This is a genomic window from Pedobacter sp. GQ55 (assembly GCF_059758925.1).
Genome location: NZ_JCAXEI010000002.1, coordinates 723,575 through 749,670 on the forward strand (window position 1 = coordinate 723,575; position 26,096 = coordinate 749,670).

The following is a 26,096-nucleotide window of genomic DNA, read 5'->3' on the forward strand; positions in this document are numbered from 1 at the left end:
TAAACAGCGCAATGCTCCTTATCAATCATCATAACCAAATCTAATTCTGTTCACGACAAAGTATGTAAGGGATGACCTAAACTATAAATGTATAAAAACATGACACAGAAAGTACACCAAAAAGAAATGCGCTGCTCATCTCCATCTCATTATCCTTCATCTGGTCTTATGATCAGTCAAAAACGAATGCACTGTTGCGTTATTTAATACAAACCAAAAGAATTTATTATACACCCATTTATTTAATTCACATGTTAAAAATATACAAAATTTTTGCGGGGATACTTATATCCTTTTTTTTCCTGCAAACCGTACAGGCACAATCTGTTAAGATAACAGGTACTGTTACCGGAAATCCTGATGGCGAAACCATTCCAGGGGCATCAATTACTATAAAAGGTAAAAAAAGCGGAACCACTACAGATGGTAGCGGTAAGTTTTCTCTTGCTGCAGATGTTAATGATGTGCTTAGTATATCTTATCTTGGATATACTACAAAAGAGATAACCGTTACCGCAGCCACAACTACATTAAATATTGCACTTGATGTTTCGGCCAATGCTTTAAGTGAAGTTGTTGTTACAGCCCTTGGTATCTCTAAAGAAAAGAAATCGCTGGGCTACTCAGTTCAGGAATTAAAATCTAAAGATATTGCTACTGCAAAAGAAACCAACCTGATCAACTCTTTGGCCGGAAAAATTGCAGGTGTACAAACTACAAGTAGCCAGGGCGATATGGGTTCATCAAGAATTATTATTCGTGGCGAAACCTCTATATCAGGTAACAACCAACCCCTCTTTGTAGTGGACGGAGTACCTGTTGATAACTCGCAGAATCTAGGTATAGCTGGATCAAGGGATTTTGCCAACACGATTTCTGATATTAATTCAGAAGACATTGAATCAATCAGTGTGCTTAAAGGTCCAAATGCAGCAGCACTATATGGATCACGTGCAGCAGCGGGTGTTATCCTTATTAAAACCAAAACAGGCAGAGGTCAAAAAGGCTTAGGTATCAGCGTTAACTCTAATGCTACATTTTCAAATCTGCTAACCTTACCCGATTATCAAAACTCATTCGGACAAGGCACAAGCGGCAAGTTTAGCTTTGTAGATGGAAAAGGTGGAGGTGTAAATGACGGTGTAGATGAAAGCTGGGGACCTGCATTAGACGGCCGTTTAATTCCGCAGTTTAACTCTAAAGGTGTTGCTGTTCCATTTATTGCTCATCCAGATAATGTTAGGGACTTCTTCGAAACAGGTTTTGCGCTTAATAATGGTATTGCTATTGCAGGCTCTGGAGAAAAACAAGATGTCCGTTTCTCTTACAACAACCTTACGCAAGGTGGTATACTGCCAAATTCTTCTCAGGACAAGAATTCGTTATTATTAAATACCACATACAGAATCACTCCTAAATTAACATTAAACGCTTCTGCAAATTATATAAAAAGCAATGCCGATAACCTTCCTGCATCTGGCGGAAAACGTGCAACAGGCCCGATGCTTCAATTTACATGGTTTGGAAGACAGGTAGATGTTAATCAGCTTAAAAACTATAAAGACGAAAACGGAAACGATTTCAACTGGAACAACAGTTACTATAGTAACCCGTACTTCATAGCCTACGAGAATACCGTTGGCCAGAAACGCGATCGTATTATTGGTAATGCCGAATTAAACTATAAAATTACAAGTGCACTTTCTGCCAACTTCAGAACAGGAAATGATTACTATACAGATCGTAGAAAGATCAAAATCGCTTACGGCACAAATGGTACCCCCTTCGGTTCATACGAGGAAGATGCATACACGGTTAATGAAAATAATACCGAAGGTCGTTTAGAGTTCAATAAGAAACTGAATTCAGATTTCTCGATAGATATTTTGGGTGGCGGGAACATTAGAACCTCTACTTTCGAACAAAACAATCAGAAAGCGACCAAGCTGGCAGTAAACGGCTTATATACATTGAGCAACTCAAGAGATCCATTGGTATCTTCAAACGTTTACACCAAACTTAGAACCTATAGTTTATTTGGATCCGCTCAATTGGGCTTTAGAGACTATGCATATCTGAACTTAACAGCACGTAACGACTGGGATTCCAGTTTACCAAAACCGAACCTATCTTACTTCTATCCTTCTGTTAACGGAAGTTTAATTCTTACAGAAGCTTTTGACATTAAAAGCGAGGTGCTCAGTTTCGCTAAACTAAGAGGAGGTTGGTCTAAAGTAGGAAAGGCAACAGATCCTTATCAGCTGATCAACACCTATAGCTTCACCGCTCCATTTGATGGAAACCCACAACAATCAGTCAATACGATCGACCTTAACCCAAACCTTCTGCCAGAAATCACTAAATCGACTGAGGCGGGTGCCGAAATTGGCTTGTTTGATAACCGCATTAAGCTGGATCTAAGTGTATACAATACAAACAGTATTAACCAGATTTTAAAAGTTGATGTAAGTTCAGGAACAGGATATACACAAAAACTTATTAATGGCGGCAGTATCAATAACAAGGGAATAGAAGTTCAATTAGGTTTAACTCCTGTTAAACTTAAAGACTTTAGCTGGGACATCAATTTAAACTATTCACGTAATCGCAGTAAGGTTACAGAACTTGATAAAGAAGGACGCATTAGCAGCTATACAATTGGCACCAGTGGAACGCTTGATGTATTGGCTGCAGTAGGCCAGCCTTATGGTACTTTCTTCGGAACTGCCTATCAGCGTGATGCTACCGGACAAATTCTGGTAAGCTCTGATGGCACTCCGGTTATCAATCCTGAAAAACAAATTCTTGGCAAGTTTACACCAAACTGGATAGGCGGAATTACGAATAACTTTACTTACAAGAATTTCAATCTGAATTTCCTTGTAGACGCCAGAATTGGTGGTAAAGTATTCTCTGGCAGTAACGCTACAGGAACTTACACAGGAGTACTGGCAAGTACAATGAGAGGAAGAAATGCTGAAAATGGCGGACTTACCTATACCGTGGGTAGTACTACATTTAATGACGGGATGATCTTTGACGGAGTTCTGGCTGATGGCACTAAGAACAATAAAATTATTGCTGCAGAAGAGTATTACAAAGCTACAACCAATGCAGATGAGCAATTTGTTTACAGCGCTTCTTATATCAAATTAAGAGAAGCTAGATTAAGTTACAACATTCCTTCGCAATGGGTTAAAAAGATCGGGTTACAAGACGCTACTTTCTCAATAGTGGGACGTAATCTTTGGATCATCCATAAAGATGTGCCAAACATTGATCCTGAAACTGCATTCAATACAGGAAACGCTCAAGGTCTGGAGGATCTAACTCTTCCAACAACAAGATCATTTGGTTTTAACCTTAACTTTAAATTCTAGACATCATGAAATTCAAATATATTCCAATTCTTTTTTCTGCAATAATAGCAACTGTTTTCACTTCGTGCAAAGATGAGCTGGCAGATATCAACAAAAATCCCAATGCTGCAGAAAACCCACTTCCTGATTATTTGTTAACAGGTGCTATAAAGAACACTGCTGATGCATACTGGGGAACTAACAATATTAACTCAAGTTTGCTATTTGTTCAGCATTGGTCAAAAATACAGTATACCGATGCCGATCGTTATATTTTTTCTAATACCGATCTTCAGGATTTATGGAACACCGGATATACAAAAGGTATTACTAACCTTAATAAACTGATTGAGCTAGCCGATATACAACAAAACACCAATTACAGAGGGGTGGCTAAAATATTAAGATCATGGACATTTTTATTGCTAACAGATGCTTACGGAGATATACCCTATTCTCAATCTATCCAGATAAAGGAATTCGTAACTCCAGTATATGATAGCCAGAAAGATGTTTATTTTGGATTACTTGAGGATCTGAAATCAGCGCAAGCTGATTTGAATCAAAATGGTACAGCAATTGCAGGTGACATCATTTATGCTGGTAAGATAGATCGTTGGAAAAAGTTTGCAAATGCATTAAGATTGCGCATTGCACTTCGAATAGCCGACCGTGAACCAGAAAAAACTAAGGCTGTATTAGCTGAAATTGCAGCAGAAGATGGTGCTTATATTAGCAGCAATGCCGAAATAGCTCAATTGGTATATGTTACTTCTCCTAATCAGAACCCTATAAGCAATACATTTGACACGCGTAATGACCATAGGATAAGCAAAACAATTGTAGATAAATTGAGGAGTCTAAGCGATCCCCGTCTTCCAATATTTGCCAGTCCAACTAAAGATGCTACACCAGAAACTTATGTTGGTGTTCCAAATGGTTTGTTAACAAGTGATGCCAACAGCCTTGGTTTAAATAAAACTTCTAAACCCGGCACTTATTTCCTTGCTCCTTCAGCACCTGCAGTTATCATCAGCTATGCCGAGGTATTATTTGATCGTGCAGAAATAGCAGCACGCGGTTTTAGCAGTGAGGATCCTGCAGCTTTATACAAACAAGCTGTTGAAGAATCATTAAGACAGTATGGGGTTACAGAAGGTGAAATCGCAACATATACAAACCAGTCTTCGGTTAAATACAATGCTGGTAACTACAAAAAATCTATTGGAGACCAGAAATGGATTGCTTTATTTGGACAAGGATTAGAAGCCTTTGCTGAGTGGAGAAGATTGGATTATCCGGAACTTGCTCCTGCTGCTGCAGGTACATTAGGAGGAAAACTACCTGTAAGATTTATATATCCAGGACGTGAACAATCGCTTAACGGTGCAAATTACAAAGCCGCAGTCGCAAGACAAGGTGCGGATATATTAACTACGAGGGTGTGGTTTGACATAAAATAATATTATAAATTCCAGTAAACAAAAAGACCTGTATCATCACCTCATATTGATACAGGTCTTTTTTATTAAATCCTACTTTCAAAGTGATAACTACCAGATCCAATCTCTTTAGTTGTATCTGGCAATACTATCTTAGCTTTGGTATTTGCCGGCACTGTAACATCAAGTTTTAACAATCCATTTTCCAGTGTCCATGCAGATTTTACCGTACCATATACAGTTTCTAATTCTGCCGATGCATTAGTTATTTTTCCGCCCGGTTTTGGTGCAATAACAATAGACTTATATCCTGGCTGATCAGCTACCGAATTGATTCCTGCAATTGTTCTATACATCCAGTCACCTATAGCACCATAAGCATAGTGGTTATAAGAGTTCATATCAGGAGTTTGAAAAGATCCATCAGGTTTAATACCGTCCCATCTTTCCCATATCGTAGTAGCACCCATTTTTACAGGGTAAAGCCACGAAGGATAGCTTTCCTGCATCAAAAGATCATAAGCCACATTGTTGTGTCCAAATCTCGTTAGCACATGACATAAATAAGGTGTTCCCAAAAAACCGGTTGTCAAATGATTTCCATAGTCACGGATATTGGCCACCAGACGTTCAGCACACGGTGCTCTCAGTTCTTCAGGCAGCATGTCAAAATTAAGAGCCAAAACATATGCGGTCTGCGTTCCAGATACCAGTCGGCCTGTTGGCGTCATGTATTCCTTCACAAACGCTGCTTTGATCTCAGCAAGAAGTGCCGTGTATTTAGCTACATCATCCTGTTTACCTAATACTTTTGCCGCATTGATCAGCAACTGTGTAGAATGCGCATAAAAGGTCTGTGCAATCAAATATTTATCGGTTACCGCGGCCCTGCCATCATTATCATCATTCGGACGATAGAACAGCCAGTCGCCAAAGTGGAAACCTGAATTCCAAAGATTATTTTTTGCAACGGATGAAATATACCCCACCCATTTCTGCATACTTTCATATTGTGTTTCTAATATCCTGCGATCTCCATAAGCTACATACATATCCCATGGAATAATCGTAGATACATCTGCCCATCCAGCAGAGGCACCATCATTTGGTCCTAATACATTTGGGATCACATGCGGAATTGAGCCATTAGGCTGCTGATCTGTCTTTACATCTTTTAACCATTTGGTAAAAAACCCAGCCACATCCATATTATAAGCTGCTGTATTGGCAAAAGCCTGTGCATCCCCTGTCCAGCCCAGGCGCTCATCACGCTGCGGGCAATCAGTTGGTACATCTACAAAATTTCCTTTTTGTCCCCATTGGATGTTGTGCTGCAATTGATTCAGCATGGCATTAGAAGTTGAAAACTTACCTGTCGTTTCCATATCCGAATACACAGCCACTGCGGTTAAATCTTCCGTCTTCAATTCTCCTGGATAGCCTTCTACCTTCACATATCTGAATCCCTGAAAAGTAAAATGAGGCTCAAAAACCTGTTCCGCATTTTCTTTTAAAATATAAATATCCTGTGCCTTTGCAGATCTCAGATTTACCGTATAAAAGTTACCCTCTTTTGTAAGCACCTCGGCATGGCTCAATGTGATCTTAGTTCCGCCAACACCCTTGGCTTTAAGCATTACCCAACCTACCAGGTTTTGTCCGAAATCCACTACCGTTTCACCTGCTGGTGTTTTGAAAACTTTAAGTGCTTTAAATTGCTCATGTTTTCTTACCGGCGGACCACTCATAGCCACCAGCCTTTCAGTCCCTTTCTCCATCGTGCCAACTCCAATCCATGCAGCATCCTCTTTAAAACCCGTATTATTCCAACCGGCTATTTCCATCCTGGCATCATAAATCTCGCCATCATAAATGTCCGAAGCCATGATTGGTCCGTAGGTATATTTCCAGCTCTCATCAGTATTTATCGTTTCCTCGGTGCCATCAGTATATTCCACCTCTACCTGCATCAACAATCCGCGTGTATCACCATAAAAGTTGTGCTGATTTCCAAAACCGATTCGCCCTTTATACCATCCGTTTCCTAAACTTACACCCAGTACATTAGCTCCACTTTTCAAAGCAGCGGTCACATCATATACCTGATATTGCAGGTGATCTTTATAACTGGTCCATCCCGGTGCAAAATAGGTATCGCTTATGCGCTGGCCATTGATGTTGGCTTCGTATAATCCTTTTGCAGTAATGTAGGCTATAGCCGATTTGACTTTCTTTTGTAAGGAGAATTCCTTTCTAAAAAGCGGACTTCTTGCAGAGCTATCTTTTCCCGCTACGGTAATCCATTTTGCGGTCCAGTCTGCCGGAGCAATTCCCATTTGAAAGAGACCAGGTTCAGACCAGGCAGAGGTATTACCGTGATTGTCTTTTACCCTAACCTGCCAATAATATCTCTTTTTTGATTGTAACTCTGATCCTGCATATTCGATCAATACAGATTGATCTCCTGTGGTAGATCCTTTCCAGACAAGGTCCTTACCTGCATTTACTGAGGCCTTGCTAGTGCCTACTCTGATTTCATAAGAAGATTGTAAGGTATTTTTTACTGTTGAAATGATTTTCCAGCTAAATCTGGGTTTTGGCGTTTCAATGGCCAATGGATTTTTAAGATGCTCAACCTTAAGGTCATTTACACTTAATTTCTGGGCAAGGGCCGTAAGGTTAACGGCAAACAAAAGCCCAAATACTGCACATTTCTGCAGCAACGTCTTAATACATGGTCTCATATTTGATTTAATAATGAGTTGCCCGGAAATCCTAAGCAACTCACTATTATCCGTAATTAATTTGACATAAGTGTCATGCACTATCCTGTCCTTAATTAATTACTGGCCTACAAAACCATAAACCTTACCAGCGACAGTTTTAAAACCATATTTATATTCATTTTCGTCTTTGCTGTTTTTTACAGCAAAAACTGCTTTTAAAGCATTTGGCACACGAAGATTGCAATCTCCGCCAGATAGCGATTTTACAGAAAGCTTAACGATCTTTCCATCTTTCCACTGCAGATCAGTAATTTCAAAATTACCTCTTGCACGCAAGCCATTTACACTCCCACTAGTCCATTCTTTAGGTAAAGCGGGAAGCAATTCAATTTCTGACGTCTGACTTTGAAGCAACATCTCTGCAACACCGGCAGTATAACCAAAGTTACCGTCTATCTGGAAAGGAGGATGTGCGCAAAACAAATTCGCATAAATTCCACCACCTTCATTATAATCAACACCAGAGCCACCAACAAGTGTGATAAAGTTCTTAAGGATCAGATAGGCATGATCACCATCATGTAACCTTGCCCAGAAGTTCATTTTCCAGGCCATAGACCAACCAGTTGACGCATCGCCACGTGCAAGTAAACTTACTTTAGCTGCCTTTGTTAGTTCTGGTGTTTCAGTCGTACTGAACTGTCTGCCCGGATGTAGACCAAAAAGATGAGATGCATGTCGGTGGTTATCCTTTGGATCATCACGATCCGTTTCCCACTCTTGTAACTGTCCCCATTTACCAATTTTAGGTTTCAATAAATGCTCACGCATATCTATTACTTTATCTCTATAAGCTTTGTCAACGCCTAAAGCATCAGCAGCTTCAATGTAATTGGTAAACAGATCATACACGATTTGCTGATCGTAGGAAACACCATCTTCAGTAGGTCCATGTTCTGGTGACCAGCCCTTTGGTGCTACCAAAGTGCCGTCATCTCTGCGTTTCAAATAATCATCCCAAAACTCCGTGATCTCTTTTAGTATCGGGTAACCAAAGTTTTTAAGATAAGCTTTGTCTCTTGTAAATGCGTAATGTTCCCAAATAGACTGTACATACCATGCACTACCTGGTGTATTCCATAAAAAGCTTTCGCCACCAAAAATGTTATTTTCCGTTTTCACAGTCCACCCACGTACCCCAGGATATTCCTTTTTAGTATTTTCCTTTTTCACCTCGCGCATACTGTTTATGTAATCCAGGTACGGGAAATGAGATTCAGAAAGATTGGTAGGCTCTGCAAGCCAATAATTCATTTGTATATTAATGTTCGAGTGATAATCAGACCGCCATGGCGGGTTGTTGCTTTCGTTCCATAAGCCTTGCAAATTGGCAGGCAAGCCACCTTTTCTTGATGAGTTAATTAACAAATATCTTCCATACTGAAAAATAAGCGCTTCCAGCTGAGGATCTGTTGCTTTCTTATAATTAATTATCCTTTTATAAGTTGGAAGCAATAGCGTAGCTGTCGGGGTAGCACCCAGGTTTAATGAAACCCTGCCAAATAAATTCTGATAGTCTTTAATGTGATTGTTTAACAGCAGCTGATAGTTTTTAGTTGATGCTGTGGCCAAAATCTGTTTAACTTTAGCATCAGGAGCATCACCCTTCCATTGCTGATCGCGCTTATTGCTATAATCAGTTGCTGCCGAGAGTAAAATGGTAAATGCATCAGCCTTATTAATATTTAATTGAGAGCCACCTTTACCATCCGATTCTATAACCGCAGATCCACCTTCCGTTTTTACCAATAAAGTAGAACTGTATGCCATTCCATTTTCAAGTTTGCCTGCAATGGTTAACCTTGTTCCATCTGCAGTAACTTTTGCATCATGAGCATCCTTAAGTTGTATAGTAGCCGAGTAGCCTGCCTTTTTATTGGCAGTAAAACGCAATACCATTACCTTATCAGGGAAACTGCAAAAATATTCACGTTTATAGGCAACGCCGTTGTCTGTAAAAGAGATTTTCTGAACAGCTTTGCTAATGTCGGTTTCTCTGCGGTAGTCGGCAGGAACAGCATCTTTGTCTTTAAAATTGATATATACATCGCCAAATGCCTGATAAGCTCCTGTATTTGTTTCGTCCCCGGTCCAAAAACTAATTTCATTAAATTGAATGCGTTCTTGTGAGATTCCGCCAAATACCATCCCGCCAATTCTTCCATTTCCCATAGGGAAAGCTTCCGTCATCCATTCTTTGGCAGGCTTATTATCCCATAGTTTTAAGTCCTGCGTGGGTTGCACTACTTTTTTTACCTGAGCAGACAGACTAAGCTGAAATAGCAGGAAAATAAAAAGTGCATAAATTTGTTTTTTGTGTGGTTTCATTTTGTGATATACAGGTTTGGTTAAAAAGTTTTTTCAATGATACTTAAATAAAGCACATAAAAATTCAGCAATTCTTACATCATCTTAAGGAATTTTAACATACAATAGGTAATGATCCCTGAGATTAGCTGTACTTTTTAATCACCAATCCTTTTGTAAATATACTGTCTGTCGGCATTTACAAGGAGTTGCATTTTCCGTTTTTTGCCAGAGAATACAGCATCAACCGGATCATTTTCATTTACAAAGAACTTGTCATTTGCATAGGGCTTTAGTTCAGTGACTCCTTTTTTACGAATCATTGTAACTACACCGGTTGTGACCGTTATCTTCAAGGTATCGTTGGCAAGATCATTATAATAAGAACCCTGATAAGTATCCAGTATTTCCTGATTTACCGAAACCTTAGTGTACTTAAATTTTTTGATGCCCAACATCCAGATATACAAACTATCGGTATTGTATGCTGAAGTCCAGCTGTCATGGCCGTCTTCCGGAAAAATGGTGAATTTAACATCAGGATTTATAGGTTTTAGCACATCAACCATATCCTGACTTGCTTTAAGCGGAACAACATTATCCTTTCCACCATGAAAAACCCAAACAGGCGTATGCCTTATTGTCCAGACTTTAGAAACATCTCCCCCTCCACAGATCGGTATAACTGCGGCAAACATCTGAGGATATTTCATTGCCATATCCCAACTGCCATAACCGCCCATACTTAAACCTGTTAAGTACAAACGATCCTCATCAATTCTATATTTTTTCTTAATATCCTTCATTAAACGCATTAAATCTGTGCTTTCCCAACGTTCTCCTTCCGGCACTTGGGGCGATACCACAATAAAAGGAAACTTTTTGCCGTTGGCGATCAACTTTGGTAAACCATTTACTGCCACCTTGCTTACATCCTCCCCACGTTCACCACTACCGTGTAAAAATAATACAACAGGAAATTTTTGTTGGTCATCCTTGTTATAATTTTCTGGCAAATAAAGAAGGTACTTTAATTCGTTGGTATATTTTTCCTGAGTTTGCTGGGCTAATAAAGCACCACAAAACAGATTGAAAACGACAAAGAAAGCGAGTAAGAATTTCATATTGAACAATTTAGTAGTCAGACTCTTAATATACGAGAATGTTACTAAATTAACCAGTTAGTTAAAGCTAAGATTTTATCTTTTTTATAGAAGCGATATCTCCGAGATCTTTTTTTCTTCCCGAGGCTTCTTTATTTTATATGAACTCGGTTACATTAATAAAGTTAACTTTAAGATTATCAACCTCGACATCCACCCTATTTATATAAGCTTCATCAAATTCAACACCGGATATTGCATTTAGAATATCAATCCGTAAGGGCGGATATCCCAATTGAGTAACATAATTTTCCTTTAAAAAATCTTGTTCAGTTAAACCTAATGATCCAAAACCAAAATCGTTCAGTACCTTAATCATTCTTGATGCATTTTCGGCGCTTGGTTTAATCCAAATATCTAAATCTCCGGTATGTCTGGGGCGGCCATGGTACGCAAGTGCATGAGCCCTCACTATCATATAATCAACCTTATGAAGATTGAGCAATTCTATAAAATCAATAAAATCTTGTTCGAAGATCATAATTTCCTTTGTTGAACTACTTTTTCAATTTTCTCAGGAAATTTACCATCTGCCCAGGTAAAATAGTTTTTTCTCAAGCGACTAACTTCAGATAATCTCTCGGAAACTGTTCTGCTAAGCCAAAATAGAACATCGAGACTGTCCTCGTCTTCCATTTTGACCTGATTAACTACCATAGCTATTTTTCTACTGTGCGCCATATCTTAAGACTACGATGAAATCACTAAAAATTGATATCCTCATTACAAAAATAAGAAAAAAACAAGACTGTTTTATATCTATATATACCCCATGTCAGTCTACCTAAAACATTGATAGTTGCTCGTCTCTCGATTGAGAGTTACTTTGAAAAACAAACTCTTCAATTACTACAAATTGGCCTTCGTTTGCACGAACACGAAGAACTATTCTATCGCAAATAAAGTTTAGATTTACTTTTGCATCCATAAACAGATCTCTTGCCACGGATAATTGTTCGTGGTTTAACCTCCTACCTATTGATATATGAGGGTTATAACTTCTATGAGTCAACTTAACTTTCATACCTTGTTGAATCCTCTTCATACATGGTTTAAGTATAATCTCTGACTCCATATCTGGCAATATGCATATTACTCCATTTTCATATAAGTCGATACGATCAAATGTTAAATCTAAAGGCGGTTCAGAAGAACAAAGCTTAAGTAATTGGTTTTTAATAGCTAGCAATTCTCTTTCACCAACTACATTAAACTCACATATTGTTATGTGAGCCTTTGAATTTCTACTGCCATACCAACCAGCTACGGATGCCAGCTCATCCTTCATAGCCTTCACCTTTTCCATTATGGAGAAAATAGGATATATCGCCACTGAATAAACAGAAATTTCACTCATATCTATACTAAAGATAAGAGATTATTTACTCCTTGCTTTAAATCTTCTATAAGAAACAAACGCCAAAGCAAAAACTACCGCCAGCGTAATATATACCCACGATGGAATCGGCACAGGATCACCCTGCGCATACGAATGCAAACCAGTCAGGTAGTAATTAACCCCAAAATAAGTCATGATTATACTGGAGAAACTTAACAGCGACAGCAAATTAAACAAGTATTTACTTCTTAAGCCCGGAATTAAACGAACGTGCAACACAAACGCATAAACAATAACAGAAATAAACGCCCAGGTTTCTTTCGGATCCCAGCTCCAATAACGGCCCCAACTCTCATTAGCCCACACACCACCTAAAAACGTACCAACAGTTAGTAAAAATAAACCTACCGTTAACGACATTTCATTCACAATCGTTAGCTCAGTAATAGAAGCCTTAACCTTTGCACTAATTTTATTATTATCAATCACATAAAGTATCAATACAACTGTTCCGATCAATGCACTTAACCCAAAGAAACCATAGCTAGAAGTAATAATTGCTACGTGAATCATTAACCAATATGATTTCAATACGGGAACCAACGGCGTAATCTGAGGATTCATCTGAGAACCACCATGTGCAAAACCCATCAAAATCACGGCAATTAAACACCCCGCAGCAGGTATGAATGCATTACTGTTTCTATACATCAATAAACCAGATAAAACACCTATCCAGCTAATAAACAATACCGCTTCATAACCATTACTCCAAGGCTCATGCCCCGAAATATACCAACGAGCTCCCAAACCTACAGCCTGCAAAGTTGCGGCAATGCCAATAAGTATTAAAACCACCTTAACCAGTGTATCAAGTGATTTAGAATTCTTAAACAACTTCATAAATGCAAGTGAAAGTATCACTACCCCTAAAATGGCATAAGTAATCATCAGATTCAGGAATATATTCCATGAGTTATAACTGATCTCCCATTCAACTTTCGACTGCGAAGGCACTACATTCTTACCATATTTCTGTTGCGCTTCGCCAATATCTTTCAGCGCGGCATCAGCCGAAGACCAATTACCTGATACCTGAGCCTCATTTACAGCCTTAACATAACGACTAATGGCGCTTGGCTTAACAGAAATACTATCCAAATCACTTATTGTCATAGCAATCCAGGTATTATTTGCATCACCAATAATTGGTGAAACACGTAAATACTGACCATAAATCAATTGTTCCATAGCCTGTAATTTATCATTCAGATCAATTACATCTTTATCATAGCTATTTTGTTCAGCGGGTTTCTTAGCAAACGCCTTTGCATAATCGTCTTTTAACTTAAACTCAGCAGTCCCATCCGGATTAATCTTTATCAAATTTACCATCGAAGTATAACCTTCAGGAGTAGCGCTCACAGTTTTAAGCAATTCAGGCCCACCCTTAGTATTTACTTTAATCAACGGAACGTTGATCCAGTTAAAAGGCATTGTGGAAATAGATAAGAAAAACTGGTTTGCATTTAATGTATAAAAACGATCCTTGCGGTGTAATTTCCTAAGGATTTCCAGTGCCATCGTATTAACCGGTTCAATCCTGCCATCAATATTTTGCACCAATAAATGACCAAACTTATCAGCATGCGTCTCATCTATTTTAATAGACGAAGCAAATTGTACAGGATCTAAGGTTTTAGTAGGTAAAAACAGTTGCGTATCATTATGCTCATGTTTATGTTCTGGTGCAGTACCATTTCCGGGCACAACATTATGCTCATTATCGTGAACCTCACCATTTTCATGAACATGAGTCGTTGCACCATCAGTGCCATGCATATCTATCTTCTGACTAAAAGCTGCGCCAACAGGCAAAAAGAAAAGCAGCAACAGCAATGTTTTCGATTTAGAGATTGTTTTTAATTGCTCATTCAATTTCGAAAAATGAGTCCCTTTCCAGAATAGCGTAACAAACATGCCTAAGAAAAGTAAAATATAACCAATGTAGGTAACGTTAGTACCCAACTGATCATGATTTACAGACAGTATCGTACCCTTTTCATCCTCATCAAAACTTGCCTGAAAAAAGCGATAACCTGAATGATCCAATACATGGTTCATAAATATTTTATATGGTGTTTCTCCAGCCTCATCCAAAATCATTACATCAGAAGAATAAGAAGCCGGACTATTACTACCTGGATATTTCTCCATTTTAAAATCTGCCAATTTAAGCGAAAATGGTGTTTGATAGATCTTAGACCCATAAGCCAACGAAATCCTCAAACCACCAACCTCACTTTGGTGTTGGAAATTCGTCATCCCTTTTCCACCGTAAAACGATACAGTATCAACAGCAGTTGGTGTAGTAATTTGTACTTTCACTAAATCCAGATCATGCTCATGAGTCCTTTTATCACCCTCAAAATAAATGATGCGACCAGGTATTGCAGGCTCAGGAACAACAAAAGCAAGTCCTCCATAAGTATATAAACTTCTTAAATTGAAAGGCTGAGCAACATTATTCCCAACAACAGGCTTTCTTTCCTGAGTAGCCATAATCATATAATTACCCTCGTATGGAGAAAAAATCTGAAGCGCGCCACTAGTATCACTTATATTGATGGCGCCCGGGGTTTCTTTATTAAAAGAAACCAACATGTTCTGCATCAGCTGCACACCACCAGTAGGAATATATTTATTTACACGTTTACCGTTTTCAAGTACAACAAGATGTAAGGTAGGTTTACCAGTCTCCCCACGCACCAGTGAATCCTGCGCCCTTGCATAAAAATCAACCACCTTTAACTTAACACGCTCTCCATTGTAATCGTACTCAGAAGTAAACGTCTTTTTAAAAGGCTTTAAATACACCGGAATGCGGTTAGAAGTTAAATTGGCAGGTACATCATCATATGCCAATGCTGCATCACCTTTACCTATCTGCACCTTAATAAAGGTTTTATCCGAAATAATATCTTTACTCGTTTCGCCTTCTCGGATATGCATTGATCCTTCAAAACTTATATATCTTGTAATATAACCACCAATAAAAATAAGCACAAATGCAAGGTGGAATACCAATAAAGGCCATTTTTTACGTTGCAAAAGCTGGTACCTGCCAATATTCCCAATAAAGTTCAATACCAGGATTAGCATAATCAATTCAAACCACCAACAGTCATAAATTAGCGCTTTGGCTACAGACGTTCCATAGTCATTTTCCACAAAAGTGGCCATTGCCATAGAAAAAGCATAAAGCAACAACATCACACCCGTGGTACGGGTTGAAAAGAGAATTTTACCTAACCTGTTAATCATTATTAATATTTCTTTTTTATTTCTATCGATAAGATTTTCTGAATCTTACCAAAAAAATGATTTGTGTATTATAATTGGTGGCAAAGATGCCCCTAGCAAATCAAAAAAAATAAGGGTAAATGAATTTATGGCAAAAATAAGACTAAACGTCACCTAATAGAGTTGAGAAAAGGGGAAAGATATCTGTTTATATAAAACATCATCCAAACCATAGATGTCCTGATAGAAATGAACAACACCCTTTTTATCTGCCCAGGCGGTATAATAGCGAATCCAAACAGGTACCTGAAGAGATAATCCGATATATTTTGCTCTTGGATAACCATTAACCATCGCTTTTTTTATCTGATCAAACTTTTGCCCTTTACCAAACAATGCATAGGCAAGGTTTAAAGGCTGTTCTACCCGTACACAACCATGGCTTACTGCCCTTATGCTTTGCTTAAAGGGTGATTGTGTGGGTGTATCATGGAGGTAAACGCTACTCTCATTATTAAAAAGAAATTTGATTCTGCCAAGGGGGTTTTGCTCACCCGGCTGTTGTTTAAATGAATAAGACCCTGTTTCTTCAGATTTCCAGTCGATGGCTTCCGGATCGCCTACGAGCTTACCATTTTGGTATACATTGATATCGTTGTTAGCAAAATAATACCTGTTTCTTTTAGCGGAAGTGATGATCTCATTACTTGCAATGCTTTGTGGGATATTCCAAACCGGATTTACCTGTACACTATAGATCATGCTGCTCAGTTGAGGAGTTTCCTTATTAACTTCCTTTTCACCAACACAAACCTTCATGCGAAGCACCACTTTTCCACTATCTATCACACTCAGCATAAACTCGGGAATATTTACCAATACATATTTATCAGCTGCAGGCTTGTTTCTCCATCTCAATCGTTCCAGGTTTACCATTAGGGCACGATAAATACTGTCACTCTCCGGTACACTTTCCTTTTCTGATTTTAGTGCTTTTTGCAAAGCAAGGTATTGTTTGTCTTTTGGCTGTATGCTATCCAGATAAGTTTTGATATTTCTTACTTCGAAAACCTGTATAACACTCATGCTATCAGGCCGCAATGTTGGAGTGCTGTAATTAGCATAAACCCTTGCCGGATCAGTAATCCCAAATTGCAAAGCATTGCTGTATTTGATCATTGCATCGGCAATAACCAATTCAAGCTCCATAGCATCCCGATAAACTTCCCGTTCTTTTCTCCGGGAATCTTTATCATTATAATTATCCAATAACTTTTTTATACGGCTTACCGAAAAAACTTCCGGATCTATTCCATGAACATTCGCCTTCACTAAATAATCCTCTAAAGTTCGTAGCTGATCATCTGGCATGAACCTGGACACCAGTACAGGTTGAAACTCATTTCTCTTATAAAAAGAGTCAATTTCTTCGGGATAAGTGAAAGTAAGACGGCTGGCTTCAAAAACTTTTTTGAATTCAGCCGCTACATTCATTTTTTCGGCGTGTTTCCTTAAAATTGGAGGCTCTATTTTATTTAACCGCACCAACGGACTTGGAGTAGCAGCACGCTTAACCGTACAGGATAGACAAAACAATATACAAGTCATTATTACAATGGCCACGTCCCTCATAAAAGGGAGTTTAAGGGAATGATTTGTATTAATCATCTCGATGAGACTTATTATTCATTAACAAATAAAGTAACAACTTGTTTTTGCCTGCATCCCCCCCATTTCTGAAATATTGCCAGGTGGTTGCTTTGAGCTTCTTAAGCGGTTTATTCGGCTCCCATCCGAAACAACCCCAAACAATGCCTTAGCAACCCCCTAAGCAACATTCTGGCAACTAGCCAGAAATATCAATACGCCTAAATTTATGTAAATGCTACTAAACATTTGTAGTTTTCGTAAAAAAAAGCATAAAATAACCCGCGACAAATGAATGTCGCAGGCTATTTAAATTAACGCTCTCGATACAAACATATGGACCAATTATGAAGATTTGATGAATTTTTCTAAATATTTAACCAATACACCAATTTTATTACCAAAGCCCTGTTTTTGACAGCAAAAGGTTCGGGCAAATAGTTATCGGTATATACAATAAACAGATCTGAAGCTGGGCGATATCTCCATTGGAACCTCGTATTTACATTCATATTTTTCATTTGCTCGTTGTACTGCACAAAGCCGGTAAGAAACAATGTATTTGTCATGGTAACATCCAGTCTTGGGCCTACAAGCCAGAAATCGTTATAACCCCATGGCTTTGGTAGGTTCAACTTATTGTAGTTTGCACTTAGAGCAATACTTACATACGGCTGAAAACGATAACCAAATTCCCCGCCTAATGTTAATCGTTTACCATCAGCATAGTAACCTCCATAGCGAGCATTCAATGCATATGTAAACAAGCTCTGAGGTTTAGATACATAATCGGCCCCTACGGTAGTCCAATTATGTTCGCTTCCAGCTACAAGCGTATCTATTTTAGTACTTACCGGATCAAAAGGCTGCAGCAACTTGATATAAGTACCAGACCCCCATACGGTAAGTGTGTTCCTGCTTCTAAAAACCATCCCATAAGATGCCAACAGCTCATTATCGGTACGGCGCATATTTTCATCAAAGAAATTGGTAGATGTAATTTGTGGCCCATGACTCAGCAATGGTCCTTTCTTTGGAAAGAAAAGACGAGTAATCTGTGGTACCATTTTAACATATCCCTGGCGCGGCACGTAACCTACCTCAGCAGTATAATTCCGTCCTACGTATTCATGTTGCCAGCTAATGTTCCATTTACCACTTGTGTATTGCAGGTTAGCGGCGTGCGTCCAATCGTGTCCGCTTTTCCCCGGACTAAAAGATTTAAGCACCATTGCCTTTCCAGTCCAGAAGTTATTGGCCGAAGCCAGATTGTATTCCATCCCAAAGTTTCTATTGTAGCGGGAATAAGTAGCTGTGCCCGGAGCCAGATCACTTGGATTATAATTTAAAGATTCTTTATTGATCAATAAAAAGCCAACATTAGAGCGGGCAAATACACGGCGCTGCAAAGCTGCAACCGTAAAATTCTGAGCGGGTAAGGCAGTCGAGTTTTGCTTCTCCGTTTGCATATTCATAATGCCCAGTCTCCAGTCCTTGTTTAATTTGCCGCTTAAGCGTGCACCAAATTTAATGGGTACCCCCAGACCTATCCTGCGTGAAAAGAAAGGGCGAATACCTGCATACCCGAAATTGGTAAACTGATCTCCATTTTCAAGGAAGAACTGTCTTCTTTCAGGATAAAATAACTCAAACCTATCTAAATTAGTGACTTGTTTATCGACATCTACCTGCGAAAAATCAGGGTTTACAGTAAGATCCAGGTTTAAAGAAGAGGTAATAGCCACCTTAGCATCTAGTCCTATATCTTTACGATATGTTGAGGGCTTATCAGTTTCATAATCTTTAATAACGCCACCAAGTGCATACGGAATTAAAGAAACAGTAGTTCCCGGGTCTGGTGGTGGCATATCCCATACCAGCGTGCCTGTATAAGCTAACGAAGCTGATGGAAACTGTCTTGGCACTGGTGCCCAACTGCTTTTCTCTGTAGTCTTCAGATCATTTCTGCCAAAGTTTATTCCCCATTTTGTAATACCTTTCTTATATCTGATACTTTTAAATGGGATTACAGCTTCAAAAACCCATTTATCAGGATAATTCTTTACTACAGATTGCCATTTATTGTCCCAGCTCAGATCGACCTTACCTCCATCGTACATCAAGCCATCCCATTGTGCACCCGCAGCATTGGCACCAAAGGCGAAACCATTGGTTTGATCATCAAATGGATCCATGAACATAATAAAGTTGTCGTTCTTTAAAAAAGAAAAATCACGGCGCAGAGATTCTACCATATAAGGGCCCGGTGCCCCATTATAGTTTACTACTGAAAGATAAAGATTCTGCTGATCATAGGTCATCCGCACATCAGTACGCACTTTGGCATAACTGGTATCCATCGGCAGGATCATGTAGAAATCTGATGCTACATCGGCATCTTGCCAGGCTTGCTCATCTAATTCCCCATCTAGTTTAATGGTCGACGAAGCTTTATTGATACGTAACTGATAAGCATCATTCTTTTTTTGAGCTGAAAGAGATAAACAGAAAAAGAAAGCAAATAAAAAGAGGCTAATTCGCACAATAGGTTAGGTTCGGTTAAGGGGGCCAAAGTATAAAAAAAAGATAGGCACTGCAATAATGTATTTGTAACATGATGAACATAATAGCGCATAAAACCCATGAATCTGAAAAATTTTGGGAAAAAAACAGGATGAAACAACAAATTGGCTTTATCTAAAAAAGATTATTCCTAAGTTTACAATGAAAAACCTACACATAAACCACAATAATGAAACAAAACTTCATTTCTTCAATGTTCAGGGTAGCGATTGCCCTGAGTTTCCCACTTGTTTTCTTTGGCTGTTCAGTTAAACAGTCCTCACCAGGCCCAAAATGGGAACAAATGTTTGATGGAAAGGACTTAAATGGCTGGGATGTTAAAATAAGAAAGCATGATCTGAATGATAATTACGGAAATACTTTTAGTGTTAAAGACGGAAACATTCAGGTAAGATATGACCAATATTCTGAATTTGATGAGCAATATGGTCACCTGTTTTACAAAAAACCTTACTCATATTATCTTATAGGAGTAGAGTATCGTTTTGTCAAAGATCAGGTAAAAGGTGGTCCGGGATGGGCATACCGCAACAGCGGCATCATGATCCACGGCCAGGACCCCGCTACTATGAAAAAAGATCAGGACTTCCCTAACTCTATCGAAGTTCAGCTATTAGGCGGTGCCGGAAATGGCGAACGCTCAACTGCAAACCTATGTACCCCTGGTACTCAATTTGTAAAAGACGGCAAAGTGATCAAAACCCACTGCATTGAATCTAACTCGAAAACTTTCAATGGCGATCAATGGGTACGCGTTGAAGTTCTTGTACTTGCCGACTCTTTAGTGGTTCACTATGTGAATGGCGAAGAGGTATTACGTTACACCAGACCACAACTAGACCCTGTTGGCGATGCTGCAGAAGGCCAGCTTTTAAAAGGTGGTTCGATTTCCTTACAAAGTGAAAGCCATCCGGTAGATTTCAGAAAAGTTGAAATCATCAATTTAGAAAAGTATGCCAAGAACCCTGCTAAGCTACAGGAAGTAGTTCAAAAACTAATGGCAGAAAAAAGAGTAGCAAAACAATAACATACTTACAGCAAACACTTAATAGAATACACAAATGATTAAATTTTCTTTAAGCCTTATTTATTCCCTGATACTATTCCTGGGAATAAAAAGCTTCGTGGGCGAACCTAAAGCCACCTCCTTTGACCCTCCTGAATTAACAATTACCCCGTTTGCCGGCCCTGATGTTACACCAAGTCCGGCTTGTTTGGCTGTTGCTGCAACGGGCGAAATTTTTGTTGGTGTTGATATGATCGGATCATTAGGTAAAGATCCGGGCAAAGGCCGTATCCTTAAACTTGTTGATAAAGACAACGATGGTAAAATGGACCAGCATGTAGAATTTGCAATGGTTGATAACCCCCGTGGTATTATCGTGCAAGGCGATCAGGTCTTTGTATTACACACAACCTTCTCTAAAGAAACCGGTAAAGCTACAGGAATGGCCCTGGTCGTTTTTGAAGATAAAGATGGTGACGGAAAGGCTGATGGCCCTGCAAAACCTCTTATAGAAAACCTTAGTAATACTAAATACATCCAGGAGCGTGGAACAGACCATGCTACTAATGGAATCAGAATGGGTATCGACGGTTGGATTTATATTTCTGTTGGTGATTTTGGATTTCATAATGCCGTAGATCGTTCTGGCAAAAAGCTAACTATGCTAGGTGGTGGTATTGTCCGCGTACGTCCTGATGGCACCGAAATGGAAATATTTATTCATGGAACGCGCAACGTTTATGATGTTGCTATTGATCCCTACATGAATGTTTTCACAAGAGAAAACACCAATGATGGCGGTGGATGGAATGTCCGCTTTTCGCATTTTATCCAGTCTGGAGAATATGGATACCCTGTTTTGTTTCAACACTTTACTGATGAAATATTACCTGCATTAGTAGATGTTGGTGGCGGTTCAGGTACAGGCGCTTTATTTATGAGCGAACCAAACTGGCCTGAAAAATACAACAACGTTCCAATGATGGCTGATTGGGGAAGAAGCATGCTGTATATCCATAGGGTTACACCAGATGGTCCTACTTTCACCCAAAAAGAAGAAGAGTTTATTAAACTTCCTCAAATCACAGATTTGGATGTTGATGGTTCAGGCAGGCTTTACCTTTCTGCATGGGATGGCGCAGGCTATTCTGGTAGCCCAAGTAAGGGTTATGTAGTTCGTGCAGTACCAAACAATTGGACTTATAAAGCATTTCCAAATGTTACAAAAGCCTCTGTTAAACAATTAGCAGAATTGCTTAAATCAGCCAGTGCAGTAGCCCGTTTGAGTGCTTCACAGGAACTGATTAGCCGTTCAAACAAACAAGCTACTGCAGCTGCTTTAAAAATAGCGTCTGACAAAAAACTTCCTTTATATGCACGTGTTGCTGGTATTTACACTTACGCACAAGCTGCTGGTGTTGATGGAATCCCCGCTTTATTAGCATTTACGAAAGAAGATGCGATGAGGGAGTTCGCTTTGAAAACACTTGCAGATCGCAAAAACAACTTACAAAATGTTCCCACCGAGCCGTTTTTAGACGGGCTTAAAGATCCTTCGCCACGTGTTCAAGCTGTTGCTGCAATAGGATTAGGTCGTTTAGGACATGTAGAAACTGCCGCTGCCCTATTACAAACCAAAGTTCCCGCATCATTTGTAGAACCTGCTAAAGATGTAGAAGGTCCTCATGCTACTCCTAATTCTGCTATTGTTCAACCTCACTTAGCTGTACAGGCATTAGTAAACCTTAAAGCTGTGGATGCTGCTATAGCAGCAATTAATGGCGAAAATTCAACGCTTGCATTGTGGGCTTTACGTTATATGCATGATCAAAAAGCGGTTAACGCATTAATCGATACCTATCAGAAATCGAAAGATGAAAAATTAAAGAAACAGATCCTGATTACTTTAGCACGTCTTTATAAAAAAGAGGACGTATATGATGCATCATGGTGGTGGGGTACAAGACCCGATTCTCATGGGCCATACTACAAAGGCGTTGTTTGGGAAGCTTCTCCTGCTATTGAGAAATTCTTAAAAGAAGAATGGGAAAAAGCAGATGCTAATGGAAAACAATTTTTCGTAGACTTAGATGCCCGCAACCGTATGGATATTGGTGCATTTGCTACTGAAGAAAAAGTTGCTGCTACCGAAGAGCCTAAAGTAGACCTTGAAAAGATTAAGAATCAAAAAGGCCAGGTTGGTAAATCATCTATTGAGGATGTTTTATTGGCCATCAATAAACTAGAAGGTGACGCGGTTAAAGGTAAAGCATTATTTACCCGTCAGGGATGTATTGCCTGCCATAGCATCAGCAAAGGCGAAAAAATGAAAGGACCATTTATGGGCCAAATTGGTTCAATTATGAATCGTGAGCAAATTGCTGAATCTATCCTTAAACCAAGTGCTTCAATTTCGCAAGGATTTGCTACTGTAATGATCTCTGCTAAAGGAGATAAAACTTATATGGGTTTTATTACTGAAGAAACAGCTGCTAAGGTTGTGATGCGTAATATTGCTGGTGAAGTTTTCACTATTAAAGCAAGCGACATCTTATCGCGCAAAGAAATGGATTCATCTATGATGCCAGCAGGTTTAGCCAATTCATTGTCGTACGAGGAACTTGCTTCACTTGTTACTTTCCTTTCTCAGCAAAAGAAATAAGGCATATTCAAGAGCCTTTGCTAAAAAAACAGAGTGCACTTCAATTGAAGTGCACTCTGTTTTTTTATACATCGTCTTTCCTGTACATTCGTCATCTCGATAGGAGAGATGACGACCTGACCGTCGCGATCGTTTTAAAACTTTCCTGCCAATGAAATTCCATATGTTTTCGGATTACCCAAATGGGCAGCACCGAAATCATAAACATAATCTACATAGGTTTTATCACTCAAATTTCTTCCCCAGAAAAACAAGTCAAATCTCTTATTAGAAACACCAACTTTTGCATTAAACAAATGATAGCCTTTTTGCTCAAAACGGTTTTGAAGGTCAAAAAATTGATCTCCTGTGTATGCCCACTCACCTCGGGCAATTAAATTCAGCTTCTTAAGGTTTTCAATTTGATAGCTGTACTGCAATGCAAGCATAGAAGTCATCTCTGGTGTGTATATCTGTTTGTTACCATCAAAATTCACAACCTCCTTATCTACCGGCAAACTCAATGATTTATATTTTGCGTCAGTATAGCCGAAGTTATAATCAACGCTCAGGCCTTTAACAGGTCTGGCTGAAAGCTCAACCTCAACACCTTTACTACTTAATTTTCCCGCATTTCTGGTTATTGTTATCGCATCCGGCAAGATCAGCACAGGAATTTGTGCATCTGTAAGTCTAACATAAAAAGCGGCAACATTAACACTTAAGCGCTGATCGAAAAACGTATTTTTTGATCCAAACTCTAGATTATTACCATATTCTGGTTTGTAGGCTACTAAAGGTTTTGCAGTTCTGTCAGAGCCGATCTGTGTAAGACCGCCAGCACGGAAACCTCGGCTGTAAGTTGCATAAAAACTATGGTCAGGCACAAACAAATAAGCAAGACTAACTTTAGGAGATAACGCCTTAAAACTAGCTGTGGCACTGGTATCTTTTTGTTCAACTATAGGTTGAGTTTCCCCAGGCATCAACATCTCTCCATATATACCTTGTTTTTTATGTTCATAGTCGTAACGTAAACCTGCAGTTGCCGACAACTCATCTGTGATTGCATAGCTAACCTGACCAAAGGCAGCTAAGCCAAAACTTTTTCCATTGTTAACACTTAAAATACTAAGGCCAGGTACAGATCCCACCATTTCCGCATCTTCGCCAAAAAACAAGCCCTGTTTTACCGGATTTTTCTGATAGAAGCCATACACACCTCCTACCCATTTAAGCCTTGAATTAGATGCCGAAGGAGAACTAAACTTAAACTCCTGAGTTAAAATCTGTATCTTATTCCAGTCCTTACCATAGTTATTGATAAGAGAAATTCCATCGATCGGCGAAAAATCACTGTCTATCGGTTTATCATAATACCTATAGTTAGACTGGTAAGCACTTTGAGAGGTAAAATTAAAGGCATCACCAGCGTAGTTTGCAGACAATGAAGCGTTAAACAGATTATCAAACATCGTAGTCAACGTATTCTGATTTACTTTAAAAGGGCTACTTAATGCCTCCTCAACAGAAGCCACTAATGGAAATGTTCCATCATTACGGTTCTCATTATGCTTTACATTTAAAGTTAAATCAAACTTTGAGCTGCCCTGAAATTTCAGATAATAATTGCCCAGGTAGCCATGTAAACGATCATACTTTTTATTATTAAACTCATTGGTAAAAAATCCACTTTGTCTGTTAACCAGTCCTGCAGCACCAAAAAATAACTTATCCTTAATTAGGGCTGTTCTGATACCTGCGCTATAACGCTGCTGACCATAATTCCCGATATCAACACCTGCAAAACCGGATGTATAATTTGCGGGCTTTTTGGTAATAATGTTAATTACCCCACCCATTGCATTTCTCCCATACAAAGTGCCCTGAGGGCCACGCAATACTTCTATCCTTTCAACATCAAACAGAGAGGAAATATATGTATCCAATCCAAATTGATTTACACCATCAATATAAGTGGCTACAGCCGGATCGTAAGAAGTTGTAGTAATCCCCCTTATTGAGGTTACATTCCTTCCATCACCGGGGTTACTGCTATAAAGATTTGGAACAATAGCTGACAAATCTCTTGTATTCTGTATCTTGTAATCATTCACTTTTGCTGATGAAAAAACAGATATACTGGAGGGTATATTCTGAACATTTTCTTCTGTTTTCTGTGCAGAAACAATTACTTCATCCAATCTCAACCCCGCGTCTTCCAAAGTAATATTCAGGCTCTTGTTATCATCGGCTACCAGTTTATTTATTGCTGCATAACCCACGGCGCTGAATCTTAAACTTACTTTACCCGAAGGAACATTAACAAGCTCAAAAGCACCGGTCAAATCTGTAACTGTACTTAAATTTGTATTTAATACCTGTACTGTTACTGCATCAACAGGAACTCCTTTAGCGTCTTTAACCGTTCCTGAAATCTTATGCTGTTGTGCATTCGCTGCAAAACAGATGAAAATGCTTAAACACAAGCATGCTATTATTCTATTCATTCTATTTCTT

General features: G+C 39.0%; 13 protein-coding genes. 4 read left to right on the forward strand and 9 right to left on the reverse strand.

Translation table 11 applies throughout. The features are described 5' to 3' along the window. Nucleotides 1-251 precede the first annotated feature (251 nt). Nucleotides 252-3,380 (forward strand): SusC/RagA family TonB-linked outer membrane protein, encoded by a 3,129-nt coding sequence (locus AC6CH7_RS07965; protein ID WP_498262168.1) that lies wholly within the window; start codon nt 252-254, stop codon nt 3,378-3,380. A gap of 5 nt (nt 3,381-3,385) precedes the next feature. Beyond that, nucleotides 3,386-4,822 (forward strand): SusD/RagB family nutrient-binding outer membrane lipoprotein, encoded by a 1,437-nt coding sequence (locus tag AC6CH7_RS07970; RefSeq protein ID WP_498262169.1) that lies wholly within the window; start codon nt 3,386-3,388, stop codon nt 4,820-4,822. Between the two features lie 65 nt (nt 4,823-4,887). On the opposite strand, the gene AC6CH7_RS07975 is transcribed toward AC6CH7_RS07970, so the two are convergent. The 8 genes from AC6CH7_RS07975 to AC6CH7_RS08010 form a co-directional block, all read right to left on the reverse strand. Continuing rightward, nucleotides 4,888-7,545 carry a family 78 glycoside hydrolase catalytic domain gene (locus AC6CH7_RS07975; RefSeq protein WP_498262170.1) on the reverse strand — a complete coding sequence of 886 codons (2,658 nt, stop codon included), beginning with the start codon at nt 7,543-7,545 and terminating at the stop codon, nt 4,888-4,890. A gap of 99 nt (nt 7,546-7,644) precedes the next feature. Further along, nucleotides 7,645-9,915 (reverse strand): glycoside hydrolase family 95 protein, encoded by a 2,271-nt coding sequence (locus AC6CH7_RS07980; RefSeq protein ID WP_498262171.1) that lies wholly within the window; start codon nt 9,913-9,915, stop codon nt 7,645-7,647. Between the two features lie 137 nt (nt 9,916-10,052). Then, nucleotides 10,053-11,018 carry a carboxylesterase family protein gene (locus tag AC6CH7_RS07985; RefSeq protein ID WP_498262172.1) on the reverse strand — a complete coding sequence of 322 codons (966 nt, stop codon included), beginning with the start codon at nt 11,016-11,018 and terminating at the stop codon, nt 10,053-10,055. 136 nt (nt 11,019-11,154) lie between these two features. Next, nucleotides 11,155-11,538: a hypothetical protein gene (locus AC6CH7_RS07990; RefSeq protein WP_498262173.1), complete on the reverse strand. Its 384-nt coding sequence runs from the start codon at nt 11,536-11,538 to the stop codon at nt 11,155-11,157. Between the two features lie 303 nt (nt 11,539-11,841). Next, nucleotides 11,842-12,414 carry a 2'-5' RNA ligase family protein gene (locus AC6CH7_RS07995; protein WP_498262174.1) on the reverse strand — a complete coding sequence of 191 codons (573 nt, stop codon included), beginning with the start codon at nt 12,412-12,414 and terminating at the stop codon, nt 11,842-11,844. A 21-nt stretch (nt 12,415-12,435) separates the two neighbouring features. Further along, nucleotides 12,436-15,720 (reverse strand): cytochrome c biogenesis protein, encoded by a 3,285-nt coding sequence (locus AC6CH7_RS08000; protein ID WP_498262175.1) that lies wholly within the window; start codon nt 15,718-15,720, stop codon nt 12,436-12,438. A gap of 153 nt (nt 15,721-15,873) precedes the next feature. Then, nucleotides 15,874-17,367, reverse strand: coding sequence for a L,D-transpeptidase family protein (locus AC6CH7_RS08005; protein ID WP_498262176.1), 1,494 nt, complete (start codon nt 17,365-17,367; stop codon nt 15,874-15,876). Nucleotides 17,368-17,714: 347 nt separating this feature from the next. Continuing rightward, nucleotides 17,715-19,889 (reverse strand): DUF5916 domain-containing protein, encoded by a 2,175-nt coding sequence (locus AC6CH7_RS08010; protein ID WP_498262177.1) that lies wholly within the window; start codon nt 19,887-19,889, stop codon nt 17,715-17,717. Nucleotides 19,890-20,098: 209 nt separating this feature from the next. On the opposite strand from AC6CH7_RS08010, the gene AC6CH7_RS08015 reads away from it, so the two are divergent. Together AC6CH7_RS08015 and AC6CH7_RS08020 are read left to right on the forward strand one after the other, a co-directional pair. Beyond that, nucleotides 20,099-20,956 (forward strand): 3-keto-disaccharide hydrolase, encoded by an 858-nt coding sequence (locus AC6CH7_RS08015; RefSeq protein ID WP_498262178.1) that lies wholly within the window; start codon nt 20,099-20,101, stop codon nt 20,954-20,956. Between the two features lie 34 nt (nt 20,957-20,990). Then, nucleotides 20,991-23,597, forward strand: a complete 2,607-nt coding sequence (locus AC6CH7_RS08020; protein WP_498262179.1) for a DUF7133 domain-containing protein — start codon at nt 20,991-20,993, stop codon at nt 23,595-23,597. 134 nt (nt 23,598-23,731) lie between these two features. Here the strand turns inward: AC6CH7_RS08020 and AC6CH7_RS08025 are convergent, their stop codons facing one another. Then, a complete protein-coding gene (locus AC6CH7_RS08025; RefSeq protein ID WP_498262180.1) occupies nt 23,732-26,086 on the reverse strand; it encodes a TonB-dependent receptor in 2,355 nt (784 codons plus the stop codon). Between the last annotated feature and the right edge of the window lie 10 nt (nt 26,087-26,096).